The 20,897-nt window shown below is 32.4% G+C and carries 25 protein-coding genes and 1 other annotated feature (1 of these 26 only partly in view); all 25 genes read left to right on the forward strand.

The window, feature by feature from the left end; genetic code table 11:
* Nucleotides 1-107 (forward strand) — a binding site (T-box leader) (it extends 60 nt beyond the left edge of the window).
* 43 nt (nucleotides 108-150) lie between these two features.
* The 25 genes from alaS (at nucleotide 151) to LQ598_RS01500 (ending at nucleotide 20,864) form a co-directional block, all read left to right on the forward strand.
* Nucleotides 151-2,781 (forward strand): alanine--tRNA ligase, encoded by a 2,631-nt coding sequence (gene alaS, locus LQ598_RS01380; RefSeq protein ID WP_239745123.1) that lies wholly within the window; start codon nucleotides 151-153, stop codon nucleotides 2,779-2,781.
* Nucleotides 2,782-2,848: 67 nt separating this feature from the next.
* On the forward strand, nucleotides 2,849-3,118 hold the full coding sequence (locus LQ598_RS01385) for an IreB family regulatory phosphoprotein (RefSeq protein WP_103323211.1): 270 nt from the start codon (nucleotides 2,849-2,851) through the stop codon (nucleotides 3,116-3,118).
* Nucleotides 3,111-3,539 carry a Holliday junction resolvase RuvX gene (gene ruvX, locus LQ598_RS01390; RefSeq protein ID WP_016910823.1) on the forward strand — a complete coding sequence of 143 codons (429 nt, stop codon included), beginning with the start codon at nucleotides 3,111-3,113 and terminating at the stop codon, nucleotides 3,537-3,539. The genes LQ598_RS01385 and ruvX overlap by 8 nt, the downstream gene beginning before the upstream one ends.
* A gap of 18 nt (nucleotides 3,540-3,557) precedes the next feature.
* Entirely contained in the window at nucleotides 3,558-3,863 is a 306-nt protein-coding gene (locus LQ598_RS01395; RefSeq protein ID WP_016910824.1) for a DUF1292 domain-containing protein, read from the forward strand.
* A 79-nt stretch (nucleotides 3,864-3,942) separates the two neighbouring features.
* Nucleotides 3,943-5,058, forward strand: coding sequence for an endolytic transglycosylase MltG (gene mltG, locus LQ598_RS01400; RefSeq protein ID WP_107592810.1), 1,116 nt, complete (start codon nucleotides 3,943-3,945; stop codon nucleotides 5,056-5,058).
* A gap of 193 nt (nucleotides 5,059-5,251) precedes the next feature.
* Nucleotides 5,252-5,896: an O-methyltransferase gene (locus LQ598_RS01405; protein WP_016910826.1), complete on the forward strand. Its 645-nt coding sequence runs from the start codon at nucleotides 5,252-5,254 to the stop codon at nucleotides 5,894-5,896.
* Complete coding sequence (locus LQ598_RS01410; RefSeq protein ID WP_103323210.1) at nucleotides 5,893-6,816, forward strand: peptidase U32 family protein; 924 nt, start codon at nucleotides 5,893-5,895, stop codon at nucleotides 6,814-6,816. The genes LQ598_RS01405 and LQ598_RS01410 overlap by 4 nt, the downstream gene beginning before the upstream one ends.
* Before the next feature lie 23 nt (nucleotides 6,817-6,839).
* Nucleotides 6,840-8,108 carry a peptidase U32 family protein gene (locus LQ598_RS01415; protein ID WP_103323209.1) on the forward strand — a complete coding sequence of 423 codons (1,269 nt, stop codon included), beginning with the start codon at nucleotides 6,840-6,842 and terminating at the stop codon, nucleotides 8,106-8,108.
* Nucleotides 8,108-8,731 carry a uridine kinase gene (udk, locus tag LQ598_RS01420; RefSeq protein WP_016910829.1) on the forward strand — a complete coding sequence of 208 codons (624 nt, stop codon included), beginning with the start codon at nucleotides 8,108-8,110 and terminating at the stop codon, nucleotides 8,729-8,731. The genes LQ598_RS01415 and udk overlap by 1 nt, the downstream gene beginning before the upstream one ends.
* Nucleotides 8,732-8,760: 29 nt before the next feature.
* On the forward strand, nucleotides 8,761-9,237 hold the full coding sequence (greA, locus tag LQ598_RS01425) for a transcription elongation factor GreA (protein ID WP_016910830.1): 477 nt from the start codon (nucleotides 8,761-8,763) through the stop codon (nucleotides 9,235-9,237).
* A gap of 152 nt (nucleotides 9,238-9,389) precedes the next feature.
* The gene (pxpB, locus tag LQ598_RS01430; protein WP_016910831.1) at nucleotides 9,390-10,115 is read left to right on the forward strand and encodes a 5-oxoprolinase subunit PxpB; all 726 of its coding nucleotides are present in this window, start codon (nucleotides 9,390-9,392) and stop codon (nucleotides 10,113-10,115) included.
* Nucleotides 10,112-11,113 carry a 5-oxoprolinase subunit C family protein gene (locus tag LQ598_RS01435; RefSeq protein WP_107556794.1) on the forward strand — a complete coding sequence of 334 codons (1,002 nt, stop codon included), beginning with the start codon at nucleotides 10,112-10,114 and terminating at the stop codon, nucleotides 11,111-11,113. The genes pxpB and LQ598_RS01435 overlap by 4 nt, the downstream gene beginning before the upstream one ends.
* A gap of 3 nt (nucleotides 11,114-11,116) precedes the next feature.
* On the forward strand, nucleotides 11,117-11,536 hold the full coding sequence (locus LQ598_RS01440) for an acetyl-CoA carboxylase biotin carboxyl carrier protein (RefSeq protein WP_107536992.1): 420 nt from the start codon (nucleotides 11,117-11,119) through the stop codon (nucleotides 11,534-11,536).
* Between the two features lie 13 nt (nucleotides 11,537-11,549).
* Nucleotides 11,550-12,890 (forward strand): acetyl-CoA carboxylase biotin carboxylase subunit, encoded by a 1,341-nt coding sequence (locus LQ598_RS01445; protein ID WP_107559165.1) that lies wholly within the window; start codon nucleotides 11,550-11,552, stop codon nucleotides 12,888-12,890.
* 12 nt (nucleotides 12,891-12,902) lie between these two features.
* Nucleotides 12,903-13,661: a 5-oxoprolinase subunit PxpA gene (gene pxpA, locus LQ598_RS01450; RefSeq protein WP_107559164.1), complete on the forward strand. Its 759-nt coding sequence runs from the start codon at nucleotides 12,903-12,905 to the stop codon at nucleotides 13,659-13,661.
* An 11-nt stretch (nucleotides 13,662-13,672) separates the two neighbouring features.
* Nucleotides 13,673-14,911 (forward strand): NRAMP family divalent metal transporter, encoded by a 1,239-nt coding sequence (locus tag LQ598_RS01455; RefSeq protein ID WP_016910836.1) that lies wholly within the window; start codon nucleotides 13,673-13,675, stop codon nucleotides 14,909-14,911.
* Nucleotides 14,912-14,978: 67 nt separating this feature from the next.
* Nucleotides 14,979-15,668 carry a 5'-methylthioadenosine/adenosylhomocysteine nucleosidase gene (locus tag LQ598_RS01460; RefSeq protein WP_107536996.1) on the forward strand — a complete coding sequence of 230 codons (690 nt, stop codon included), beginning with the start codon at nucleotides 14,979-14,981 and terminating at the stop codon, nucleotides 15,666-15,668.
* 231 nt (nucleotides 15,669-15,899) lie between these two features.
* On the forward strand, nucleotides 15,900-16,424 hold the full coding sequence (locus LQ598_RS01465) for a YqeG family HAD IIIA-type phosphatase (protein WP_016910839.1): 525 nt from the start codon (nucleotides 15,900-15,902) through the stop codon (nucleotides 16,422-16,424).
* 2 nt (nucleotides 16,425-16,426) lie between these two features.
* Entirely contained in the window at nucleotides 16,427-17,527 is a 1,101-nt protein-coding gene (yqeH, locus tag LQ598_RS01470; RefSeq protein WP_016910840.1) for a ribosome biogenesis GTPase YqeH, read from the forward strand.
* A 12-nt stretch (nucleotides 17,528-17,539) separates the two neighbouring features.
* On the forward strand, nucleotides 17,540-18,349 hold the full coding sequence (gene aroE, locus LQ598_RS01475) for a shikimate dehydrogenase (RefSeq protein ID WP_239745124.1): 810 nt from the start codon (nucleotides 17,540-17,542) through the stop codon (nucleotides 18,347-18,349).
* Between the two features lie 2 nt (nucleotides 18,350-18,351).
* Nucleotides 18,352-18,642: a ribosome assembly RNA-binding protein YhbY gene (yhbY, locus tag LQ598_RS01480; protein WP_016910842.1), complete on the forward strand. Its 291-nt coding sequence runs from the start codon at nucleotides 18,352-18,354 to the stop codon at nucleotides 18,640-18,642.
* Between the two features lie 4 nt (nucleotides 18,643-18,646).
* Entirely contained in the window at nucleotides 18,647-19,219 is a 573-nt protein-coding gene (gene nadD, locus LQ598_RS01485) for a nicotinate (nicotinamide) nucleotide adenylyltransferase (RefSeq protein WP_107536998.1), read from the forward strand.
* A complete protein-coding gene (gene yqeK / locus LQ598_RS01490; RefSeq protein WP_103323241.1) occupies nucleotides 19,209-19,781 on the forward strand; it encodes a bis(5'-nucleosyl)-tetraphosphatase (symmetrical) YqeK in 573 nt (190 codons plus the stop codon). Before nadD ends, yqeK begins: the two co-directional genes overlap by 11 nt.
* Before the next feature lie 12 nt (nucleotides 19,782-19,793).
* Nucleotides 19,794-20,147 carry a ribosome silencing factor gene (gene rsfS / locus LQ598_RS01495; protein ID WP_016910845.1) on the forward strand — a complete coding sequence of 118 codons (354 nt, stop codon included), beginning with the start codon at nucleotides 19,794-19,796 and terminating at the stop codon, nucleotides 20,145-20,147.
* The gene (locus LQ598_RS01500) at nucleotides 20,148-20,864 is read left to right on the forward strand and encodes a class I SAM-dependent DNA methyltransferase (RefSeq protein WP_016910846.1); all 717 of its coding nucleotides are present in this window, start codon (nucleotides 20,148-20,150) and stop codon (nucleotides 20,862-20,864) included.
* Nucleotides 20,865-20,897: the final 33 nt, after the last annotated feature.

The raw sequence follows: 20,897 nt of genomic DNA on the forward strand, positions 1-20,897 counted from the left end.
CATGACAATATATATTGAACGCTACTTCTTATATTTAAATTGAATAAACTTAAAGTGATGACATTTTGTCATAACTAGGGTGGTACCGCGATACGTTCGTCCCTTTTTTGAGGGAGGGGCGTTTTTTATTTTATTTGAGGAGTGAAAGCGATGAAAAATTTAAAAGCAAGTGAAATTAGACAGATGTATATTGACTTTTTTGTTGAAAAAGGACATATGGTAGAACCATCAGCACCATTAGTACCAATTGATGACGATACATTACTATGGATTAACTCAGGAGTTGCGACTTTAAAAAAATATTTTGATGGTAGAGAAATACCTAAAAATCCAAAAATAGTGAATGCACAAAAAGCGATTAGAACAAACGATATTGAAAATGTAGGGTTTACAGCAAGACATCATACTTTCTTTGAAATGTTAGGTAACTTTTCAATCGGTAACTACTTCAAACGTGAAGCGATTGAATATGCTTGGGAATTTTTAACGAGCAATAAATGGATGGCAATGGATCCTGAAAAATTATATGTAACAATTCATCCTGAAGACACTGAAGCATATGATTTATGGCATGAAGTGATCGGTTTAGAAGAAAGTAGAATTATTAGAATCGAAGGTAATTTCTGGGACATTGGTGAAGGCCCATCTGGACCAAATACAGAGATTTTCTATGATAGAGGCGAAACATACGGACAAGAAGATCCAGCCGAAGAAATGTATCCAGGCGGTGAGAACGAACGTTATCTCGAAGTTTGGAACTTAGTATTCAGCGAATTTAATCATAATGCAGATCACACTTATACACCATTACCAAATCAAAATATTGATACAGGCATGGGCTTAGAACGTATGACGTCAATCGCACAAGATGTACCGACTAACTATGATACAGATTTATTTATTCCAATCATTCAACAAGTTGAAGAGGTTAGTGGATTGAAATATTTACAATCTAAAGAACAAGATATCGCATTTAAAGTGATAGCTGACCATATTAGAACAATATGTTTTGCTATAGGAGACGGTGCATTACCAGCAAATGAAGGTAGAGGCTATGTTTTAAGAAGATTGCTTAGAAGAGCAGTTCGTTTTAGCCAAACTTTAAATATTAACGAACCATTTTTATACAAACTCGTTGATGTTGTTGCAGAAATAATGGAACCATATTATCCAAATGTTAAAGCACAAAGTGATTTTATTAAAAAAGTTGTTAAGTCTGAAGAAGATCGTTTCCATGAAACATTAGAAGAAGGTTTAGCAATTCTTAATACAATGATGGATAGAGCTAAACAAAAAGATCATGTATTATCTGGCTCAGATGCATTCAAACTATATGACACATATGGTTTTCCAATTGAACTGACTGAAGAAATTACTGCACAAGAAGGTATTACAATTGATAGTGATGGATTTGCAAATGAAATGCGTCAACAACGTGATAGAGCGAGAGCAGCACGTCAAAAAACGCAATCTATGCAAGTGCAAAATGAGGTCTTAGGTAAAATAACGACACCTAGTAAGTTTGTTGGATATGAACATACTGCAATACAATCTGAAATCACGGATATTATTTTAAATGGACAATTAGTTGAAGAAGCAGAAAGCGGAGAAGACATTCAATTTGTGTTAAGAGAAACGCCGTTCTATGCAGTATCTGGTGGTCAAATTGCAGATAAAGGTATTATTAGACATGATCAATTTGAAATTGAAGTAACTGAAGTTATTAAAGCGCCAAACGGTCAAAACCTACATGCTGGTCATATTACATTTGGACAAGTTCACGTTGGAGAGACAGTTGAAGCAATTGTTAATAAAGCTGATCGCAAATCAATCGTTAAAAACCATTCAGCTACACATTTATTACATGCAGCTTTAAAAGAAGTACTAGGCTCACATGTAAACCAAGCAGGTTCTTTAGTTGAAAGTGAAAGATTACGTTTTGACTTTTCACACTTTGGACAAGTAACAAATGAAGAACTTGAAACAATTGAACAAATTGTAAATGAAAAAATATGGCAAAACATCCCAGTGTCCATTCAAGAAATGCCGATTGAACAAGCGAAAGAAAAAGGTGCAATGGCGCTATTCGGTGAAAAATATGGCGATGTTGTAAGAGTTGTTGAAATGTCATCATACTCTATCGAGCTATGTGGTGGTATACATGTTAGAAACACAAGCGAAATTGGCTTGTTTAAAATCGTTTCAGAATCAGGTACTGGCGCAGGTGTGAGAAGAATTGAAGCGGTGACTGGTAAAAAAGCTTATGAAACATTAAAAGCTACTGAAACAATACTGAAAGACGTTATGCAACATGTGAAAGTTAAAGATCAAACGAGAACAATTGAAAAAATTGATCAAATTCAACAACACAATAAAGACTTAGAAAAAGAACTTCAACAAAAAAATAAAACAATAACTGAATTAAAATCAGGTAACATTGAAGATAGTATTGAAGAAATTAATGGTAAAAAAGTACTTTCTGTATTAGTAGAAGCTGAAAATCCTAAAGTGCTCAGATCAATCATGGATGATTACAAATCAAGAATGCAAGATACTGTATTATTATTAGCAAGTGTTAATGGAGAAAAAGTTTCATTAGTATCTACAGTACCAAAAGAATTAACAGATAAAGTTAAAGCTGGGGATATTATAAGAGAAGCAGCTCAAATTACTAACGGTAAAGGTGGAGGTCGCCCAGATATGGCTCAAGGTGGCGGAACAGATCCTTCGAAAGTAACAGAAGCGTTACAGTTTGTTAAAGACTACATTAAAACTCTATAATTTTAAGTATTAATAGAATATGATATAATTAATACTAAGTTAATGGAGTTAGGGAGTGTAAATATAGATGAATAATTTTGATAAAACCATGAAGTTTAACTATGATGATTTTCCGAAAGAAGATGTCAAAACAGTACTACAAAATGTTTATCGCACATTAGAAGAACGAGGATACAATCCAGTTAACCAAATAGTTGGATACCTACTGTCTGGTGACCCAGCATATATTCCTAGACATAACGAAGCAAGAAATCAAATTAGACGCTTAGATAGAGATGATATTATGGAAGAATTAGTATCCCATTATTTAAAGCAAGAAAATGAATTCAATGCTTAAAAATAGGATAATAGGTTTAGACGTAGGAAGTAAAACAATTGGTGTAGCTGTCAGTGATGCGATGGGTTGGACAGCTCAAGGAATCGATACACTCCGAATTAACGAAGACAAAGAAGAGTTTGGAATTGATGAATTAATTAAAATAATAGATCAATATGATGTTGATACTGTCATTATTGGATTGCCTAAAAACATGAATAATTCTATCGGACCACGTGGAGAGGCATCAATTCATTTCAAGGAAGTACTTGAACAAGAAAGACCGGATTTAAAAATGGTGATGTGGGATGAAAGACTGAGTACAGTCGGAGCTGAACGTACACTATTAGAAGCAGATGTTTCTCGAAAAAAAAGAAAGAAAGTTATAGATAAAATGGCTGCTGTATTTATTTTGCAGGGGTACTTAGATTCTATTAAATAAAGATGAGGAGAATGAATAATGACTGAACATAATCATGAAGAACATTTAGATATCAACAACGAGGAAGAATTATTAACGTTAATCGACGAAGATAATAACGAAGTTTTATACCGTAAAGTTTTAGAATTTTATCATCCTGAATTCAAGAAAGAATACATTATTCTAGCTGAAGAAGGAACTGAGAACGAAGAAGAAGTTGAATTAATTCCTATGATTAATGAAGCTAACGATGATGGTGAAGGTGGTAAATTATTACCAGTTGAAACTGACGAAGAGTGGGAAATGATAGAAGAAATCGTTAATACTGAAATGGATGACGTTTAAAAATTAATATGTAATAGTACACGATGCCCCTAATGTGATATAATCATTAGGGGTATTTAATTTACATAAGGAGTTACATATGGGAAAAAATAGTATATATAAAGATGCTAGATTATTATCGAAGTATATTAGTATAACGATAATCGGTATCCTCTTTTTATTATTTTTATTAATAACTATAGTCGGCTTAATTTTTGTGGGAATTAATATAAAGCCAGTAAATGCTGATAGTAATGAACAAGTCATTGTTGAAGTTAATCCAAATACAACAACTGAAATGTTAAGTCATCAATTAGCAGATAAAAAAATTATTAGAAACGTCACTATTTTCAAATATTATTTAAAATTAAATAACATTTCTAGCTTTCAAGCAGGGGAATATAAATTTTCACCATCAATGTCACCTAGAGAAATAGCTAAAAGTTTAGAAAGTGGGAAAGTATATTTAAAAACTGCCATCCAATTTGATGTTAAGGAAGGTTCTAACTTAGAGCTTATTGCAGGCATAATTGAAGAAAATACTTCTATTAGTCGTGAAGCATTTTTGAAAAAAATGCGAGATCTAGATTATATTAAAAAATTTCAAAAAAAATATCCCGACATGTTAACAGATGAAGTGTTAAATAAGAACTTGCGCTATCCTTTAGAAGGATACTTTGCGCCTTCTACTTATCAATTTTCCAAAAGTGATGTATCAATTGATGATATTACGAATGAAATGCTAAAAGAAACTTACAATAGTACATATAAAATTTATAAAGATAATGGCGGATTTAAATTTACGTCAAATTATGAAGAAAAGAAAATTACTTTTCACGAGTATTTAACATTAACATCCATGGTTGAGTTGGAAATGAAGAAAATGACAGATAAATCAAGATATGTTTCTATGCTTATAAATAGAATCGAAAATAATCCGCAAATTGCTTTGAATTCCGATGCAACTGTACGCTATGCAACTAAGAAAGAGCCAAATGAGTCTATTTCAGAAGAAGACTACAAAGATAATTCTAAATATAATACTTATGTAAATAAAGGTTTACCAAGTGGACCGATAAGTAATGTTTCTGACGAAACGGCAAGAACGATAATTAATCCACCTAAGACAGAGTATTATTATTATACAAAATCGAAAAGTGGTAAAATTTTATTTGCTGAAACATTAAAAGAGCAAGAAAAAAATAGAGAAAAATAGGTGGATACAAAGCAAGAACGCAATGAGATGTCGTATAAGCGTTCTTGTTTTGTATTTATACTTACTATTTATTCGAAAATATGGTAAAATATCTAATGTTTATAAAACATATTACGGATATGACTGATACATACTAACTAGCCAATGGACTAGTTGGGTTTTTTATTATATTGAAGTGTAAGGAAGTTGTAACATGGACAAAGATATAGAATATATCGAACAATTACTTTTTCAAAATTCATCTCAAATAGATGAATTAAGATCATATGCTACTGAGCATAATGTTCCAATAATGGATAAAATATCAACAGAATTTGTTAAACAAATCATTAGAATTAAAGATGTGAAAAATATTCTTGAAATTGGAACGGCGATTGGATACAGTGCTATGCATTTTGCTTCATGCAATCCTAACTTGAAAGTTTGGACTATTGAAAGAAGCGAGGAAATGTATGAACAAGCATTATCAAATATTAAACATTATCAATTTGATAATCAAATTGATGTGATATTTTCTGATGCTTTAGAAGCTTATGATTTATTGCCACCTAACGAAACGTTTGACATGATTTTTATTGATGCCGCTAAAGCCCAGTCACAAAAGTTCTTTGAACTGTATGAACCATTGCTAAATAATGAGGGTATTATCATTACGGATAATATTTTATATCATGGTTTTGTAAGTGACATAGATATTGTGAGAAATAGAAATGTTAAACAAATGGTTAAGAAAGTTCAAAACTATAATCAATGGCTTATGAATCATTCTGACTATACCACTACATTGATTAACATTGGCGATGGCATGGCTATTTCTAAAAAGGAGCATACAAAATGACAGAATTATTAGTGACGCCTAAATCCGTTCAACATATTGAGAAACTAATAGAATTAGGTGCTGATGCGTTTGTCATAGGTGAAGAGAAATTTGGTTTGAGACTTGCAGGCGAATTTAAAGAACCTGAACTTCGCGAAGCAATTAAACTAATTCATAAACATGGCAAAAAAGCATATATAGCTGTAAATGGTATTTTTCATAATGAGCATATTGATGATTTAGAAGCTTATATCGATTTATTACATGAGTTGAAAGCAGATAGAATTATATTCGGTGATCCAGCCGTTGTCATGGCTATGAAACATCGTGAAAATCCTATCCCGTTAAATTGGAGTGCCGAAACGATTGTAACAAATCATTTTCAATGTAATTACTGGGGAGATAGAGGATCTCAGAGAGCCGTGCTTGCACGTGAATTAAGCATTGAAGAAGTGCTGGAGATTAAAGAAAAAAGTAATGTTGAAATTGAAGTACAAGTACATGGAATGACCTGCATGTTCCAATCAAAAAGGAAATTGCTTGGTAATTATTTTATGTATCAAGATAAAGTTATGAAGATTGAAAACAGAAAAGAAAATGACAATATGCTTCTGTATGACGAAGAGCGTAGCAATAAATATCCGATTTATGAAGATGGTAATGGTACGCATATTATGAGTCCGAACGATATTTGTTTGATCGAAGACTTAGAAGAATTATTAGAAGCTCAAATAGACTCATTTAAAATTGATGGTGTTCTTCAAACAGAGGAATATATTAATATTGCGACTGAGCAATACAGACAAGCTATTGATTTATTTAACGAAGACCCAGAATTATACGAAGATGAAAAGTTTATGTTACTTGAACCAATCGAAGAAGTTCAAAAAGATTATCGTCCTATGGATCAAGGATTCTTGTTTAAACAAACAGTTTATTAAGATTAATTAAAGGAATGATTAAAATGAAGGTTTTAGAACCTATAGGAGCTAGTCGTCACACTAAGATTAAGAAACCTGAATTACTAGCACCAGCAGGCAATTTAGAAAAACTGAAAATTGCTGTCCATTACGGGGCAGACGCAGTATTTTTAGGTGGTCAAGAATATGGATTAAGGTCTAACGCCGATAATTTTACTATGGAAGAAATTAAAGAAGGCGTTGAGTTTGCTGCTAAATATGGTGCAAAGATTTACGTCACAACTAATATTTTTGCACATGACGAAAACATTCCAGGTTTAGAAGACTATTTAAGAAATTTAAATGATACTGGCGCACATGGAATCATTGTTGCAGATCCGCTTATTATTGAAACATGTAAACGCGTTGCGCCAAGTTTAGAAATTCATTTAAGTACTCAACAATCATTGTCTAACTACCGCGCTGTACAATATTGGAAAGAAGAAGGCCTCCAACGTGTCGTACTTGCCCGAGAAACAAGTGCTGAAGAAATGCGTGAAATGAAAGAAAAAGTTGATATAGAAATAGAAACATTTATACATGGTGCGATGTGTATTGCATACTCTGGCAGATGTACGTTAAGCAATCACATGACGGCAAGAGACTCTAACAGAGGGGGATGTTGTCAAAGTTGTCGTTGGGATTATGATTTAATTTCAGTGGAAAAAGACGGTGAATTAGAGCCATATTTCGATGATAAAGACACCACGCCATTTGCAATGAGTCCAAAAGACTTGAAATTAATTGAATCTATACCTACAATGATGGACATTGGTATTGATTCATTAAAGATTGAAGGTCGCATGAAATCTATTCATTATATTGCGACAGTCGTATCAGTATATCGTAAAGTCATTGACCGTTATGCTGAAGACCCTGAAAACTTTAAAATTGATCCTAGATGGTTAATTGAATTGGATAAATGTGCTAATAGAGACACTGCACCTGCATTTTTTGAAGGTGTTCCGCATTATGAAGAACAAATGTTTGGACAACAATCAAATAAAAAAACACCTTTTGATTTTTGTGGATTAGTGTTAGACTATGACGCAGAATCTCAAATAGCTACCATTCAACAAAGAAATTATTTTAAACCTGGACAAGAAATTGAATTTTTCGGTCCAGAAATTGAAAATTTCACACAAGTCATCGATAAAATTTATGATGAAAACGGTGAGGAATTAGACGCAGCAAGACATCCACTTCAAATTTTACAAATAAAAGTGGATCGTCCGATTTATCCAAAAAACATGATGAGAAAGGGAATCGTTTGATGGGAAAGACTACAATCATAGGTATTGCAGGGGGTTCTGGTTCAGGAAAGACTTCTGTAACATCCGAAATAATGAAAAATTTAGATGGATATAGTGTTGCATTAATTGAGCAAGATTACTATTATAAAGATCAATCACATATGTCGTTTGAAGATAGACTTAAGACAAACTATGATCATCCATTTGCTTTCGATAATGAAAGATTAAAGCATGACTTAAAGAATCTAAAAGAAGGACAAGCAATTGAAGTACCAACGTATGATTATTCTAATCATACAAGAAGTGATAAAACGATTAGATTCGAACCTAAAGATGTTGTTATACTAGAAGGTATTTTCGCTTTAGAGAACGAAAGTTTAAGAGATTTAATGGATGTTAAGATTTATGTTGATACTGATGCTGATTTGAGAATATTACGTCGTTTAGCAAGAGATATAAAAGATAGAGGACGTACTATGGAATCAGTAATTGATCAATACCTATCAGTTGTAAGACCGATGCATATCCAATTTATAGAACCAACGAAAAAGTATGCGGATATCATCATCCCTGAAGGTGGTAGCAATAAGGTAGCGATTGATATCATGACAACGAAGATCCAATCACTCGTTAAAAATATTTAAATAATTACAAAGTAAAGGAAGATGGAAGAATGGAAACACAAAAAGAATTTCCTATGACACAGGAAGGTTTCAACAAATTAGAAAAAGAATTAGAAGAATTAAAAACTGTAAAACGACCAGAAGTCGTGGAAAAAATAAAAGTAGCGCGTAGTTTTGGAGATTTATCTGAGAACTCTGAGTATGATGCTGCTAAAGACGAACAAGGATTTATCGAACAAGAAATTCAAAAAATCGAAAATATGATTCGTCATGCTCAAATTATTGAAGACAACGGATCTAAAAATGATATCCAAATTGGAAGAACTGTAACATTTACTGAAATTCCAGGTAATGATGAAGAAAGCTATAAAATTGTAGGTTCAGCAGAAGCAGATCCTTTTGAAGGAAAAATTTCTAACGAATCTCCAATTGCTAAAGCGCTAATTGGTAAAAAAGTAAATGACGAAGTTAACGTGCCATTACCAAATGGTAATGAAATGAAAGTCAAAATTGTAAAAATAGATTAATTATTTTGCAATTTAGTAAAAAATACTGTAAAAACATTGAAATTAAATGTTTTTACAGTATTTTTTTAATATATAAAGCATGTTATTATGATAAGGTAAAATTGTTTTAATAATCTGTTTATTTAATAATTTTTGAAATAAGGGTGGTAAAATTGAATATTCGTCAAATTAGCGAAACTCATTTTATGATTTACGAACAAAATGAAATTAATCCTGAAGTTAGGGATAAAATTTCAAACATAGTATCACATATTGAGTCATACAAGCATCCTGCCATATTAAGTGTAACATCTTCATATAGATCCATTATGGTGGCGTTTGATGCTACAACGTATACATATGAAACGTTAATTAAAGAATTGAATCTTCAAAACATTAATTTTGAGTCCGACAGTGGCAAGAAATCTAAAAAAGTGATTACATTACCTGTTGTCTATGGAGAACAATATGGGCCAGATTTAAACATTGTGGCAGAACATTCACAATTAACAAAAGAAGAAGTGATTAAATTGCACTCGGACGAGAATTACTTGATTTATGCAATTGGATTTTTACCAGGATTTCCATTTTTAGGGGGATTAAATAAACAGTTATATACACCGAGAAAAGAAACGCCTAGAAGCAAAATCAAATCAGGATCTGTTGGTATAGCTAATAATCAAACAGGGTTATATCCGAAAGAATCACCTGGAGGATGGCAAATTATTGGTCGTACACCTATTGATGTATTCAACCTAGAGAGAAACCCAATGATTTTATACGAAGCAGGAGATTACATATCTTTCAAAGCGATTGAAGAACAAGAATTTCAAGAAATTGAGCGAGAAATTGAAAGTGGAAAGTTTGATTACAGCAGATTAGTAGGTGAATTAAATTGAAATGTATAAAGCCAGGTTTGTTTACAACCGTTCAAGATTTAGGTAGAACAAAATATGAAAAAGATGGTTTTTCTGTAGCAGGCGTTATGAATCAATATTTCTACAACATTGCAAACGCACTAGTTGATAATGAGGGCGCATCAGTATTAGAAATCACGATGAATGGTCCTGTTCTTCAATTTAATGCTTCAAATATTTTTGCTTTTGTAGCGCTAGATGCTGAAATATTTTTAGATGATCAACAAATTCCAGTGAATACTGCGATATATGTTGAGAAGGGACAAGTGCTCAATATAAAAAGTATTACAGCTGGAGCGAGAGGCTACTTAGCATTTCATAAACCATTAAATATTTTACCCGTTTTAGAAAGCGCTTCCACACATACGAGAAGTGGTATAGGTGGGTATAAAGGAAGAACATTAAAACGAAATGATGTGTTTTATTTCAAGGATAAACCCATTAACTATGACATTATAGGTAACACATTTAACTTAAACAATGTTCATGAACCTAATACGATACCCATTATTGAAGGTCTTCAATTCGAACAATTCGAACCAGAGTCCAAGCAGTTATTAGTGAGTCAAACGTATAGCATCTCTGACATGTCAGATCGCATGGGCTATCGATTAAATGGGGAAAATTCTTTAGTTCATATAGATAGTGCTGATATCATTTCAGAACCAATTGCACCAGGAAGTGTACAAGTACCTAATAATGGCCAACCCATTATTTTGTTGAATGATCGCCAAACTATCGGTGGATATACTAAAATTGCCACTGTAAGTTTTGTAGGACGAGAAAAACTAGCACAATTAAAAGCTCAAGATCATTTGCAATTTAAATGGATTACAGTAGAAGAAGCAACGAAAGAATATAAGGCGTATATCAAACAAATGAGACAAGATATCGAAACAATCAAAATGAAGAAATATAAAGACTTAAGCATTGTTAGACCGAAATCTAAGAAACTAGCAAAACTTATAAAAGGGGAATAAAACGTGAATATCGAAAAAATAGAAGATGTAATTAAGTTAATGAAAAATAATGGCGTTTCATATATGAAATATAAAGACGAATCAGTGGAAATAGAATTAGATTTGAAAACGACGGTAACTGAATCAGCGAGTCCTACAACAGTTCCAACGAATGAGACTCAAACTAGTCATAATAGCACTGAGCAACATACTACAATTGACGCAGAAATTCTAGGAACTTTTTATTTACAAGATGAAGAACAGTTAAGTAATCCACTTGTTAAAGTTGGGGATGAAGTTAAAAAAGGTCAAATAGTCGGTTATATAGAATCTATGAAAGTATTAAATGAAGTCATAAGTGATCATGATGGAGTTGTTGAAGATATTCTGATTAGTCATGGAGATCCCGTTGAATATGGACAAACAATTATGACATTAAAGTAAAGGGGTGATTCGAATGATAAAACGTTTGTTAATTGCTAACAGAGGGGAAATAGCCGTTAGAATTATTAGAACATGTAGGATGATGAATATAACGACAATCGCCATATATTCAGAAGCTGATAAAAATAGTTTGCACGTACAATTAGCTGATGAAGCAATATGTATTGGCCCTAATCAATCTGCTGAAAGCTATTTAGATATCGATCGTATATTAGAAGCTTGTAACATGAGTAAAGCAGATGCAATTCATCCAGGGTATGGCTTTTTATCTGAATCAACTACTTTTAGACAAAGGGTAGACGAGGAAAATATTATTTTCGTTGGTCCAAGCTTCAAAACGATGGATTTAATGGGAGATAAAATAAAAGCGAGAGAAACGATGTATCAAGCTAATGTTCCAATTATACCTGGCTCTATTGGCGAAGTTAAAACTGTAGAAGAAGCTCGACAAATAACTGAAAAAGTTGGCTTTCCATTTGTTATAAAAGCTGCTAGTGGTGGTGGCGGTAAAGGTATAAGAATTGTTCATGAAGCATCAGAACTTGAGAAAAACTTTAAAGAAGCACAATCAGAAGGCGAAAAATATTTCGGCGACAAGCGTGTTTATATAGAAACATTTATTGATAAAGCAAGACATGTAGAAGTTCAAGTGTTAGGAAGTCGTCATGGTGAGGCCATTCATTTAGGTGAAAGAGATTGCTCCATTCAACGAAAAAATCAAAAGCTCATTGAGGAAGCGCCTTGTACAGCTCTTGATTCTAAGACGCGTGCCTCTTTACATGCAGATGCAGTAAAAGCTGCTAAAGCTTGTAATTATGAAAGTGCTGGCACAATTGAGTTTTTATTAACAGATAATGGTTATTATTTTCTAGAAATGAATACGCGAATTCAAGTAGAACATACGGTAACTGAATTGCTTACAGGTGTGGATTTAATTAAACAACAAATATTAATGGCAAATGGTGAGCATTTATCACTTAAACAAGAAGATATAAAATTTGAAGGCCATGTCATTGAATGCAGAATAAATGCTGAAAATCCTGAAAAACAATTTAGACCGGCAGCTGGTAAAGTCCTAGCTTTACATTTACCTAACGGCTTTAATACAAGAGTCGATAGCATGCTCTATGACGGATATATGATACCGCCATACTATGATTCTTTAGTAGCGAAAATTTTAGTAAAAGGTACAGATAGACTTGAAGCAATTGAGAAGATGAAAGGGACTTTAGAAGAAACCGTTATAGATGGTTTTCCGACGACACTCGATTTCCTTTATCGCGTCTTAAGTTATGAGCCATATATAAATAATGATATAACGATTAAGTTTTTACATGAACATAAAATAGTTTAAGGAGAGAGCTAAATGGTACAAGTAGATTTGAATTGCGACTTAGGGGAAAGTTTTGGTAACTATAAAGTTGGTAATGATGAACTTATTTTACCTTTGATTACATCTGCTAATGTAGCTTGTGGTTTTCATGCGGGTGATCAACATGTCATGAATGAAACAGTCAAAACGGCTGCTAAATATAATATACATATTGGCGCACATCCAGGATTTCAAGATTTGAATGGATTTGGTCGTAGAAATATGGATTTAACACCACAAGAAGTTTATGACTTAGTGATTTATCAGTTAGGTGCATTATCTGGATTTTGTAAAATTCATAATACTAAAATTTATCATGTTAAACCACATGGCGCTTTATATCAGATGGGCGCGAAAGTTCCTGAAATAGCGGATGCTATCGTTAAAGCTGTTAAAGATTTTGATGATCAATTGTTATTCGTAGGTCTATCAAATAGCGAACTAATTGAATCTTGTAAACGTCACAATTTGACGTATAAAAGTGAGGTATTTGCTGATAGAGCATATGAAGATAATGGACAGCTTGTATCTCGTAAAAAAGAAGGTGCGCTCATTAAAGATACAGATCAAGCAGTGGCGCAAGTGATTAAAATGGTCAAAGAATCTAAAGTTAAAACAATAAATGGAAAAGAAATCTCAATTGAAGCGGACACAATATGTGTTCATGGAGACGGACAACATGCGCTAGACTTTGTTAAAGAAATTATCGCTCAGTTCGAATCTGAAGGTATACAAATCAGTGCAATGAAGTAGGAGGAATGTATATGAGTCAAAATAAAGGGTATGAGGATTTAAATAAACCGTTTGAATATACTAACAAACATAGAAGAATATTATGGGGCGCTGTTTTCTTAATGGCAACTTCTTCTATAGGTCCAGCATTTTTAACTCAAACAGCAGTGTTTACAGAACAATTTCTAGCAAGTTTTGCATTTGCTATTCTTGCATCGATATTGATTGATATAGGGGCTCAAATTAATATATGGCGAGTTATTACTGTTGTTGGTAAAGGCGGACAAGATATAGCGAACGATGTCTTCAAAGGACTAGGTACATTTATTGCGATATTAATTGCTATAGGTGGTTTAGCTTTTAACATTGGGAATGTAGCTGGAGCTGGACTTGGATTAAATGCGATATTTGGTATTGATGTGAGAATTGGTGCTGGTATAACCGGCGTCTTAGCAATTTTGATCTTTATCGTTAAAAACGCACAAAAAGTTGTGGATATTATTACACAAATTTTAGGTGTGCTCATGATTGCTATTGTTGCTTACGTAATGATTTTAACAAAACCACCAGTAGTAGAAGCGGCGCACAAAATGGTTGCGCCAGATGATATAAGTAAACTTATTGTACCAATCATTACTCTAGTTGGTGGTACGGTTGGTGGTTATATTACTTTTGCCGGTGCACATAGATTGCTTGAAGCAGGTATCACTGGGAAACATTACATACCTTTTGTGAATAGAGCTGCCATATCAGGTATTTTAACAACTGGTATTATGAGAACATTTTTGTTTTTAGCAGTTTTAGGTGTAGTCGTAACTGGCTTTGCTTTAAATCCAGACAATCCTCCTGCATCAGTGTTTGAGCATGTACTTGGTCCAATAGGTAAACAAGTGTTTGGTGTTGTATTATTTGCAGCGGCATTGTCATCAGTTATTGGCTGTGCTTATACAAGTACAACTTTCATTCAATCTTTACATCCATCAATTAAAAATCATAGAAACTTAGTTATTATTATTTTCATAGTTATTTCATCAATCATTTTCTTAACAATAGGTAAACCGATAAAATTATTAATCATTGCGGGTGCTTTGAATGGTTTAATATTACCAATTACTTTAGGTACAATACTTATAGCTTCTCGTAAAAAAAGCATTGTTGGTGAGTACAAACATCCAACTTGGATGATTGTAATGGGTGTTATAGCGGTGATAACAACATTGATTGCTGGTATATTATCGTTGCAAGGTTTACAAGATTTATGGAATAGCTAAAAACATGTTTCAAAGCGTACTAATTATGTTAATATAAATATGAATGAATATGATGGAGTGATAAAGCATGATTGGTATTATTGGAGCAATGGAAGAAGAAGTAGAAATATTAAAGTCATCTATTGAAAATATAGAAACAATCCAAAAAGCACATGTTATTTTCTATAAAGGTCAAATAGAAGGTAAAGAGATTGTATTAGCTCAAAGTGGAATTGGCAAAGTCAATGCTGCAATAACGGCTACATTATTGATTAGTGAATTTAATCCTGAACTTGTTATCAATACAGGTTCGGCAGGATCAGTTGACAATCAATTGAATATTGGAGATATCATTATAAGTAATAAAGTTTATTATCATGATGTTAATGCAACTGCATTTGGATATAAATTCGGACAAGTTCCGAGTATGCCAGAATATTATGAAACAAATGAAGCGTTAATATCTATAGCGAAATCTTCAATAGAAGAACTTGAGTTAAATGGTATTGTTGGTGAAGTTGCTACAGGTGATAGTTTTATAGGTTCATTCGAACAACGTAAAGAGATTAAATCAAATTTCCCTTCATCGAGTGTCGTTGAAATGGAAGCTGGTGCAATTGCTCAAACTTGTTATCAATATAATATGCCTATAATTGTTACGAGAGCTGTTTCAGATTTAGCTGATAAAGAATCCGACGTTACTTTTGAAGAATTTTTAAAAGTAGCTTGCGTGAATTCCAGTAAAATTGTAAAATTATTATTAAATAGAGTGGCATAAGGAGGCAGTTTCATGTTAATATTAATGGCTATCGCTGTCATTGCTACAGCACTTGTTGGTTTTGTGATTTATGCGAATACGGATGTTGAAAAAACATCTGACCGTGAAATTACTGAATAATATTTAGTGTTGCGAATCTAATTTGATTTGCAACACTTTTATTTTGTATTCAACTAAAAGGAATGTATACATAATTTATGTTAAAATAAGAAATAATATTGAGGTGTAATAATGGGAATATTTACTAAATACTTTTTGCCAAATGAATATGTTCAGTCTGTTTTCGATATAAATCCTGAACATTTAAAATCTAAAAATATAAAAGCAATCATTACAGATTTAGATAACACTTTAGTTGGTTGGGACGTGAAAGATCCTACTGACGAAGTAAGAACATGGTTTGAAAAAATGAAGGAAAATGATATAACTGTAACGATTGTCTCTAATAACAATCAAGAACGTGTAGAATCCTTTTCATCAACGTTAGATATAGATTATATATTTAAAGCACGTAAACCTAGAGGAAAAGCGTTTAGACAAGCTTCAAATTTAATGGATGTTAATAAATCTGAAGTAGTTGTCATTGGTGATCAAATGTTGACTGACGTTTTCGGCGGTAATAGGAATGGACTTTATACAATCATGGTTGTACCAGTGAAAAAGACAGATGGTTTAGTTACAAAATTCAATCGTTTAATTGAGAGAAGATTCCTAAACTATTTTAAGAGAAAAGGTTTAATTAATTGGGAGGAATAAATTTGACAGAAATAGCTAAATGTATTGGTTGTGGTGCCATACTGCAATCTGATAATCCGGAAGCAGCAGGTTATGTACCACAATCTAGTTTGAATAAAGAAGATGTGATTTGTAAAAGATGTTTTAGACTTAAAAACTATAATGAAGTTCAAGATGTTGATTTAACAAGTGAAGACTTTTTAAATATGCTTAAATCATTACATAACGAAGATGGTTTAATCGTTAATGTTGTTGATGTATTTGATTTAGAAGGTTCGATGATACATCGTTTGAAAGATATTGTAGGTAAGAAAAAAGTGGTACTTGTAGCCAATAAAATGGATATTTTACCTAAAGCTATTAATAAAAAAAGAGTGGAAATATGGCTTAGAAATAGAGCTAAAGATTATGGTTTAAACCCTGACGAAGTCGTGCTTATATCTGCCTATAAAAATCAAGGTATTGATGAACTGCTTAATACGATTGAAAAAGTTAGAGAAGGTAAAGATGTCTTTGTAGTTGGGACGACAAATGTTGGTAAATCAACTTTGATTAATAAATTAATCGAAAAAAGTGTTGGTGAAAAAGACGTTATAACAACAAGTCATTTTCCTGGAACAACTTTGGATATGATTGATATTCCGTTAGATGACGATTCATATATGTTTGATACGCCAGGTATTATACAAAGCCATCAAATGACGCATTATGTAACCGACAAAGAATTAAAGGTTGTTATGCCTAAAAAGGAAATAAAACCAAAAGTTTATCAATTAAATGAAGAACAAAGTTTGTTTTTAGGTGGTTTAGTTAGAGTCGACTATGTTAGTGGTGGTAGACGTTCTTTAACATGTTTCGTATCTAACGATTTAAATATCCATAGAACAAAGTTGTCAAACGCTGATGACTTATGGAACCGTCAAATTGGTGAATTACTTAAACCACCATATAATCCGGAAAATTTTGATTTTGAACGTTTGAATAAAACGGAAATTGTAACTGAAAACGAGCGACAAGACATTATGATTTCTGGTTTAGGATTTGTGACTGTAGATGCAGGTGCAGAAGTACACATTATTGCGCCTGAAGAAGTAGAAGTTACATTGAGAACATCAATTTTATAAGAGGTGAATTAAATGAAATTTGGAGTTATTGGTCATCCCATTGACCATTCTCTTTCGCCTATTATGCATTCTGCAAACTTTGAAGCTTTAGGCAGAGACGATCAATATCATGCGTTGAATGTACCACCTCAGCACTTTCAGCGCATTAGAGAAATTATTAAAGAACAAGAATTCAACGCCTTTAATATTACAATACCGCATAAAGAATCTATCATTCCGTATTTAGATGAAATTTCCCCAAGCGCTCAATATATAGGGGCTGTAAATACGGTGTTAGTTAAAGATGATAAGTGGATAGGCTATAATACTGATGGTATTGGATTTGTTAAAGGTTTAATAGATAAGCATGGTCCAATTGATGAAAAGAATATTTTAGTACTTGGTGCAGGTGGTGCAAGTAAAGGTATCGTTTCTGAAATGATAAAATTTACTAATCATAAAATAACTGTAGCGAATCGCAGTGTTGATAGATTTGATAATTGGCAACTAGAAATCAAAGCAATGAGTTTAACGGAAGTTAAGCCTTTGATTCATACGTTTGATATGATTATTAATACAACACCTGTTGGAATGAATGAAAAAAGTAGCGAGCTTATTATACCAATAGAAAAAATAAGTAAAAAAGCTTTAGTATGTGATATCATTTATATTCCTAATAAAACACCTCTATTACAAGCATGTGAAAGAGAAGGTTTAGCAATATACAATGGATTAGATATGTTCGTTTATCAAGGTGCAGAAAGCTTTGAAATATGGACGGGTCAAGAAGCAAATATAGAAGTAATGAAAAATAGAGTAAAAGATGAACTCAAAAGGAGATAATTATGTTAACAGGTAAACAAAAGAGATATTTAAGAAAAGAAGCGCATCATTTAGATCCAATTTTCCAAATTGGTAAAGGTGGACTAAATGAAAATATGATAGAGCAAGTGAAAGAAGCGCTTGAAAAAAGAGAATTGATTAAAGTGCATATTCTACAAAATAATATGGATGATCGTAAAGAAGTAGCTGCAAGCATATCTGAACAAACTGATAGTGAACTCGCACAACTTATTGGCAGCATCATAGTATTATATAAAGAATCTAAAGAAAACAAGAAAATAGAACTACCTTAAATCCATGAAAAAGTTAATGATATATGGTGGTCAGTTTAACCCTATACACATTGGTCATATGCTAGTTGCGAGTGAATCGTATCAATTTGTTCAGCCAGACGAATTTTTATTTTTACCTAGTTATCAATCTCCACTTAAAGAACATAACGAATCTTATCTCATAGAATCTGAACGTGTAAACATGTTAGAGCTAGCGATTAAAGATTTACAATTCGGTGTAGTGGATAGAAGAGAACTAAATAGAAAAGGTACAAGTTACACATTTGATACAATTAAAGAAATTCAAAGTGAATATCCGGAACATCAAATTTATTTCATAATAGGCACAGATCAATATGAAAATTTGAATAAATGGAAAAACATAGATGAATTGAAAGAAATGTTAATTTTCGTAGTTGTTAATAGAGAAGTTGATAGACAAGATGTTCATGAAGGCATGTTGGCATTACACATTGCAAGAATTGATGTTAGCTCAACAGATATCCGTAATAGATGTAAAAATCGTCAATCTATCAAGATGCTAGTTACACCACGTATTGAAACATATATCAAAAGGGGACGATTGTATGAAAATTAAAAAAGCGGTAAAGCTAGTAGAAGAAACTTTACCTTCAAAAAGATATAATCATTCAATTAGAGTTGCTGAAACAGGTAAAAAAATGGCTGAAATTTTTGATGGTGATCCTAAAAAAGTCGAACTAGCTGGCATATTACATGACTTATGCAAATATGAAGAACTATCAGATTTATATCAAAGTGTGACTCAATATGATTTAGGTCAAGATTTATTAAGTTATGGTTCTGAAATTTTACATGGACCAGTTGCTGCTGCGCGTCTTAAAGATCAATATGAAATTGATGATGAAGAAATTTATTATGCAATTTATAGTCATACGACTGGTAGAGCGCAAATGAATAAGACTGAAAAAATTATATTTATTGCAGACTATATAGAACCTAAAAGAACGACACCAGGTGTTGAAGAAATTCGAGATATCGTATTTAAAGAGCGAGATTTAGATAAAGCTGTTTATGAAATTTCAAAACGTACTGTTTTACATTTAATTAATAAAGATAAAACAGTACATTTAAAAACAATAGAATGCTTAAATTATTATAATTTGCATTCAGAACAATAAAGGAATGGTTAAATGAACTCAAATGAATTAATGAAAAGAAGTATAATAGCGTGTGATGATAAGCGTGCAGAAGATATTGTAGGGATTGATGTGGAAGGTATTAGTGATATTGCGGATTATTTCGTTGTTTGTCACGGTAATAGTGATAAACAAGTTCAAGCAATCGCTAAAAATGTTAAAGATGAAGCTGAAATAAATGGTGTTTTAGTTAAAAGATTAGAAGGTTTTAACGAAGCGAGATGGATATTAATCGATTTAGGTGATGTTGTTGTTCATGTGTTCCATAGAGAAGAACGCGATTACTATAATTTAGAAAGATTATATAAAGATGCACCGTTAATCACTTTAACTGAGGATGTAAATTAAATGGCATACAATCGTATGAGTAATTTCTATGATTTGTTAACGGATGATCAACCATATGATAAATGGAAAGCAATCGTTGGTCATTTTACAACAGGTCACGACAATGAAATTTTAGACATTGGCTGTGGTACTGGAAGACTGACGACTCAACTTTTAGATTATGGTAATGTTAGTGGTCTGGATTTGAGTGCAGAAATGTTAGAAATAGCAGAAAGTCGAAACGCTGATATTAAGTGGTATTGTCAAGATATGAGAGATTTGGACTTACCTCAAAAATATGACGTTGTTACGATATTTTGCGATAGCTTAAACTATATAACTGATCCAGAAGATGTGCTTCAAGTCTTTAACTATGTTAACAGTTATTTAAATGATGGTGGTTTACTTATTTTTGATGTGCATTCAATTTATAAAATGAATCATCAGTTTAATAATTGTAATTATATTGATGAGACAGAGCAATTAACATTGGCTTGGCAAGCAATTGCTGGAGAAGAACCAAATAGTGTATACCATCAAATGTCATTTTTTGCAGAAAGAGAAGATGGGTTATATGAACGGTTTGATGAAGAGCATTACCAAGTTACATTTGAAATTCAGCTTTACAAACAACTTTTAGAGTTTGCTGGATTTGATGTTAAAAATGTTTTTACAGATTTTAATATCGACGATTTTAATGACGAAGGCGACAGACATTTTATTGTTGCTCAAAAATAAGTAATCATGAACACCTCTTACGTTTAATAAAGT

Source organism: Mammaliicoccus sp. F-M27 (assembly GCF_022387115.1).
Classification (GTDB): Bacteria; Bacillota; Bacilli; order Staphylococcales; family Staphylococcaceae; genus Mammaliicoccus; species Mammaliicoccus vitulinus.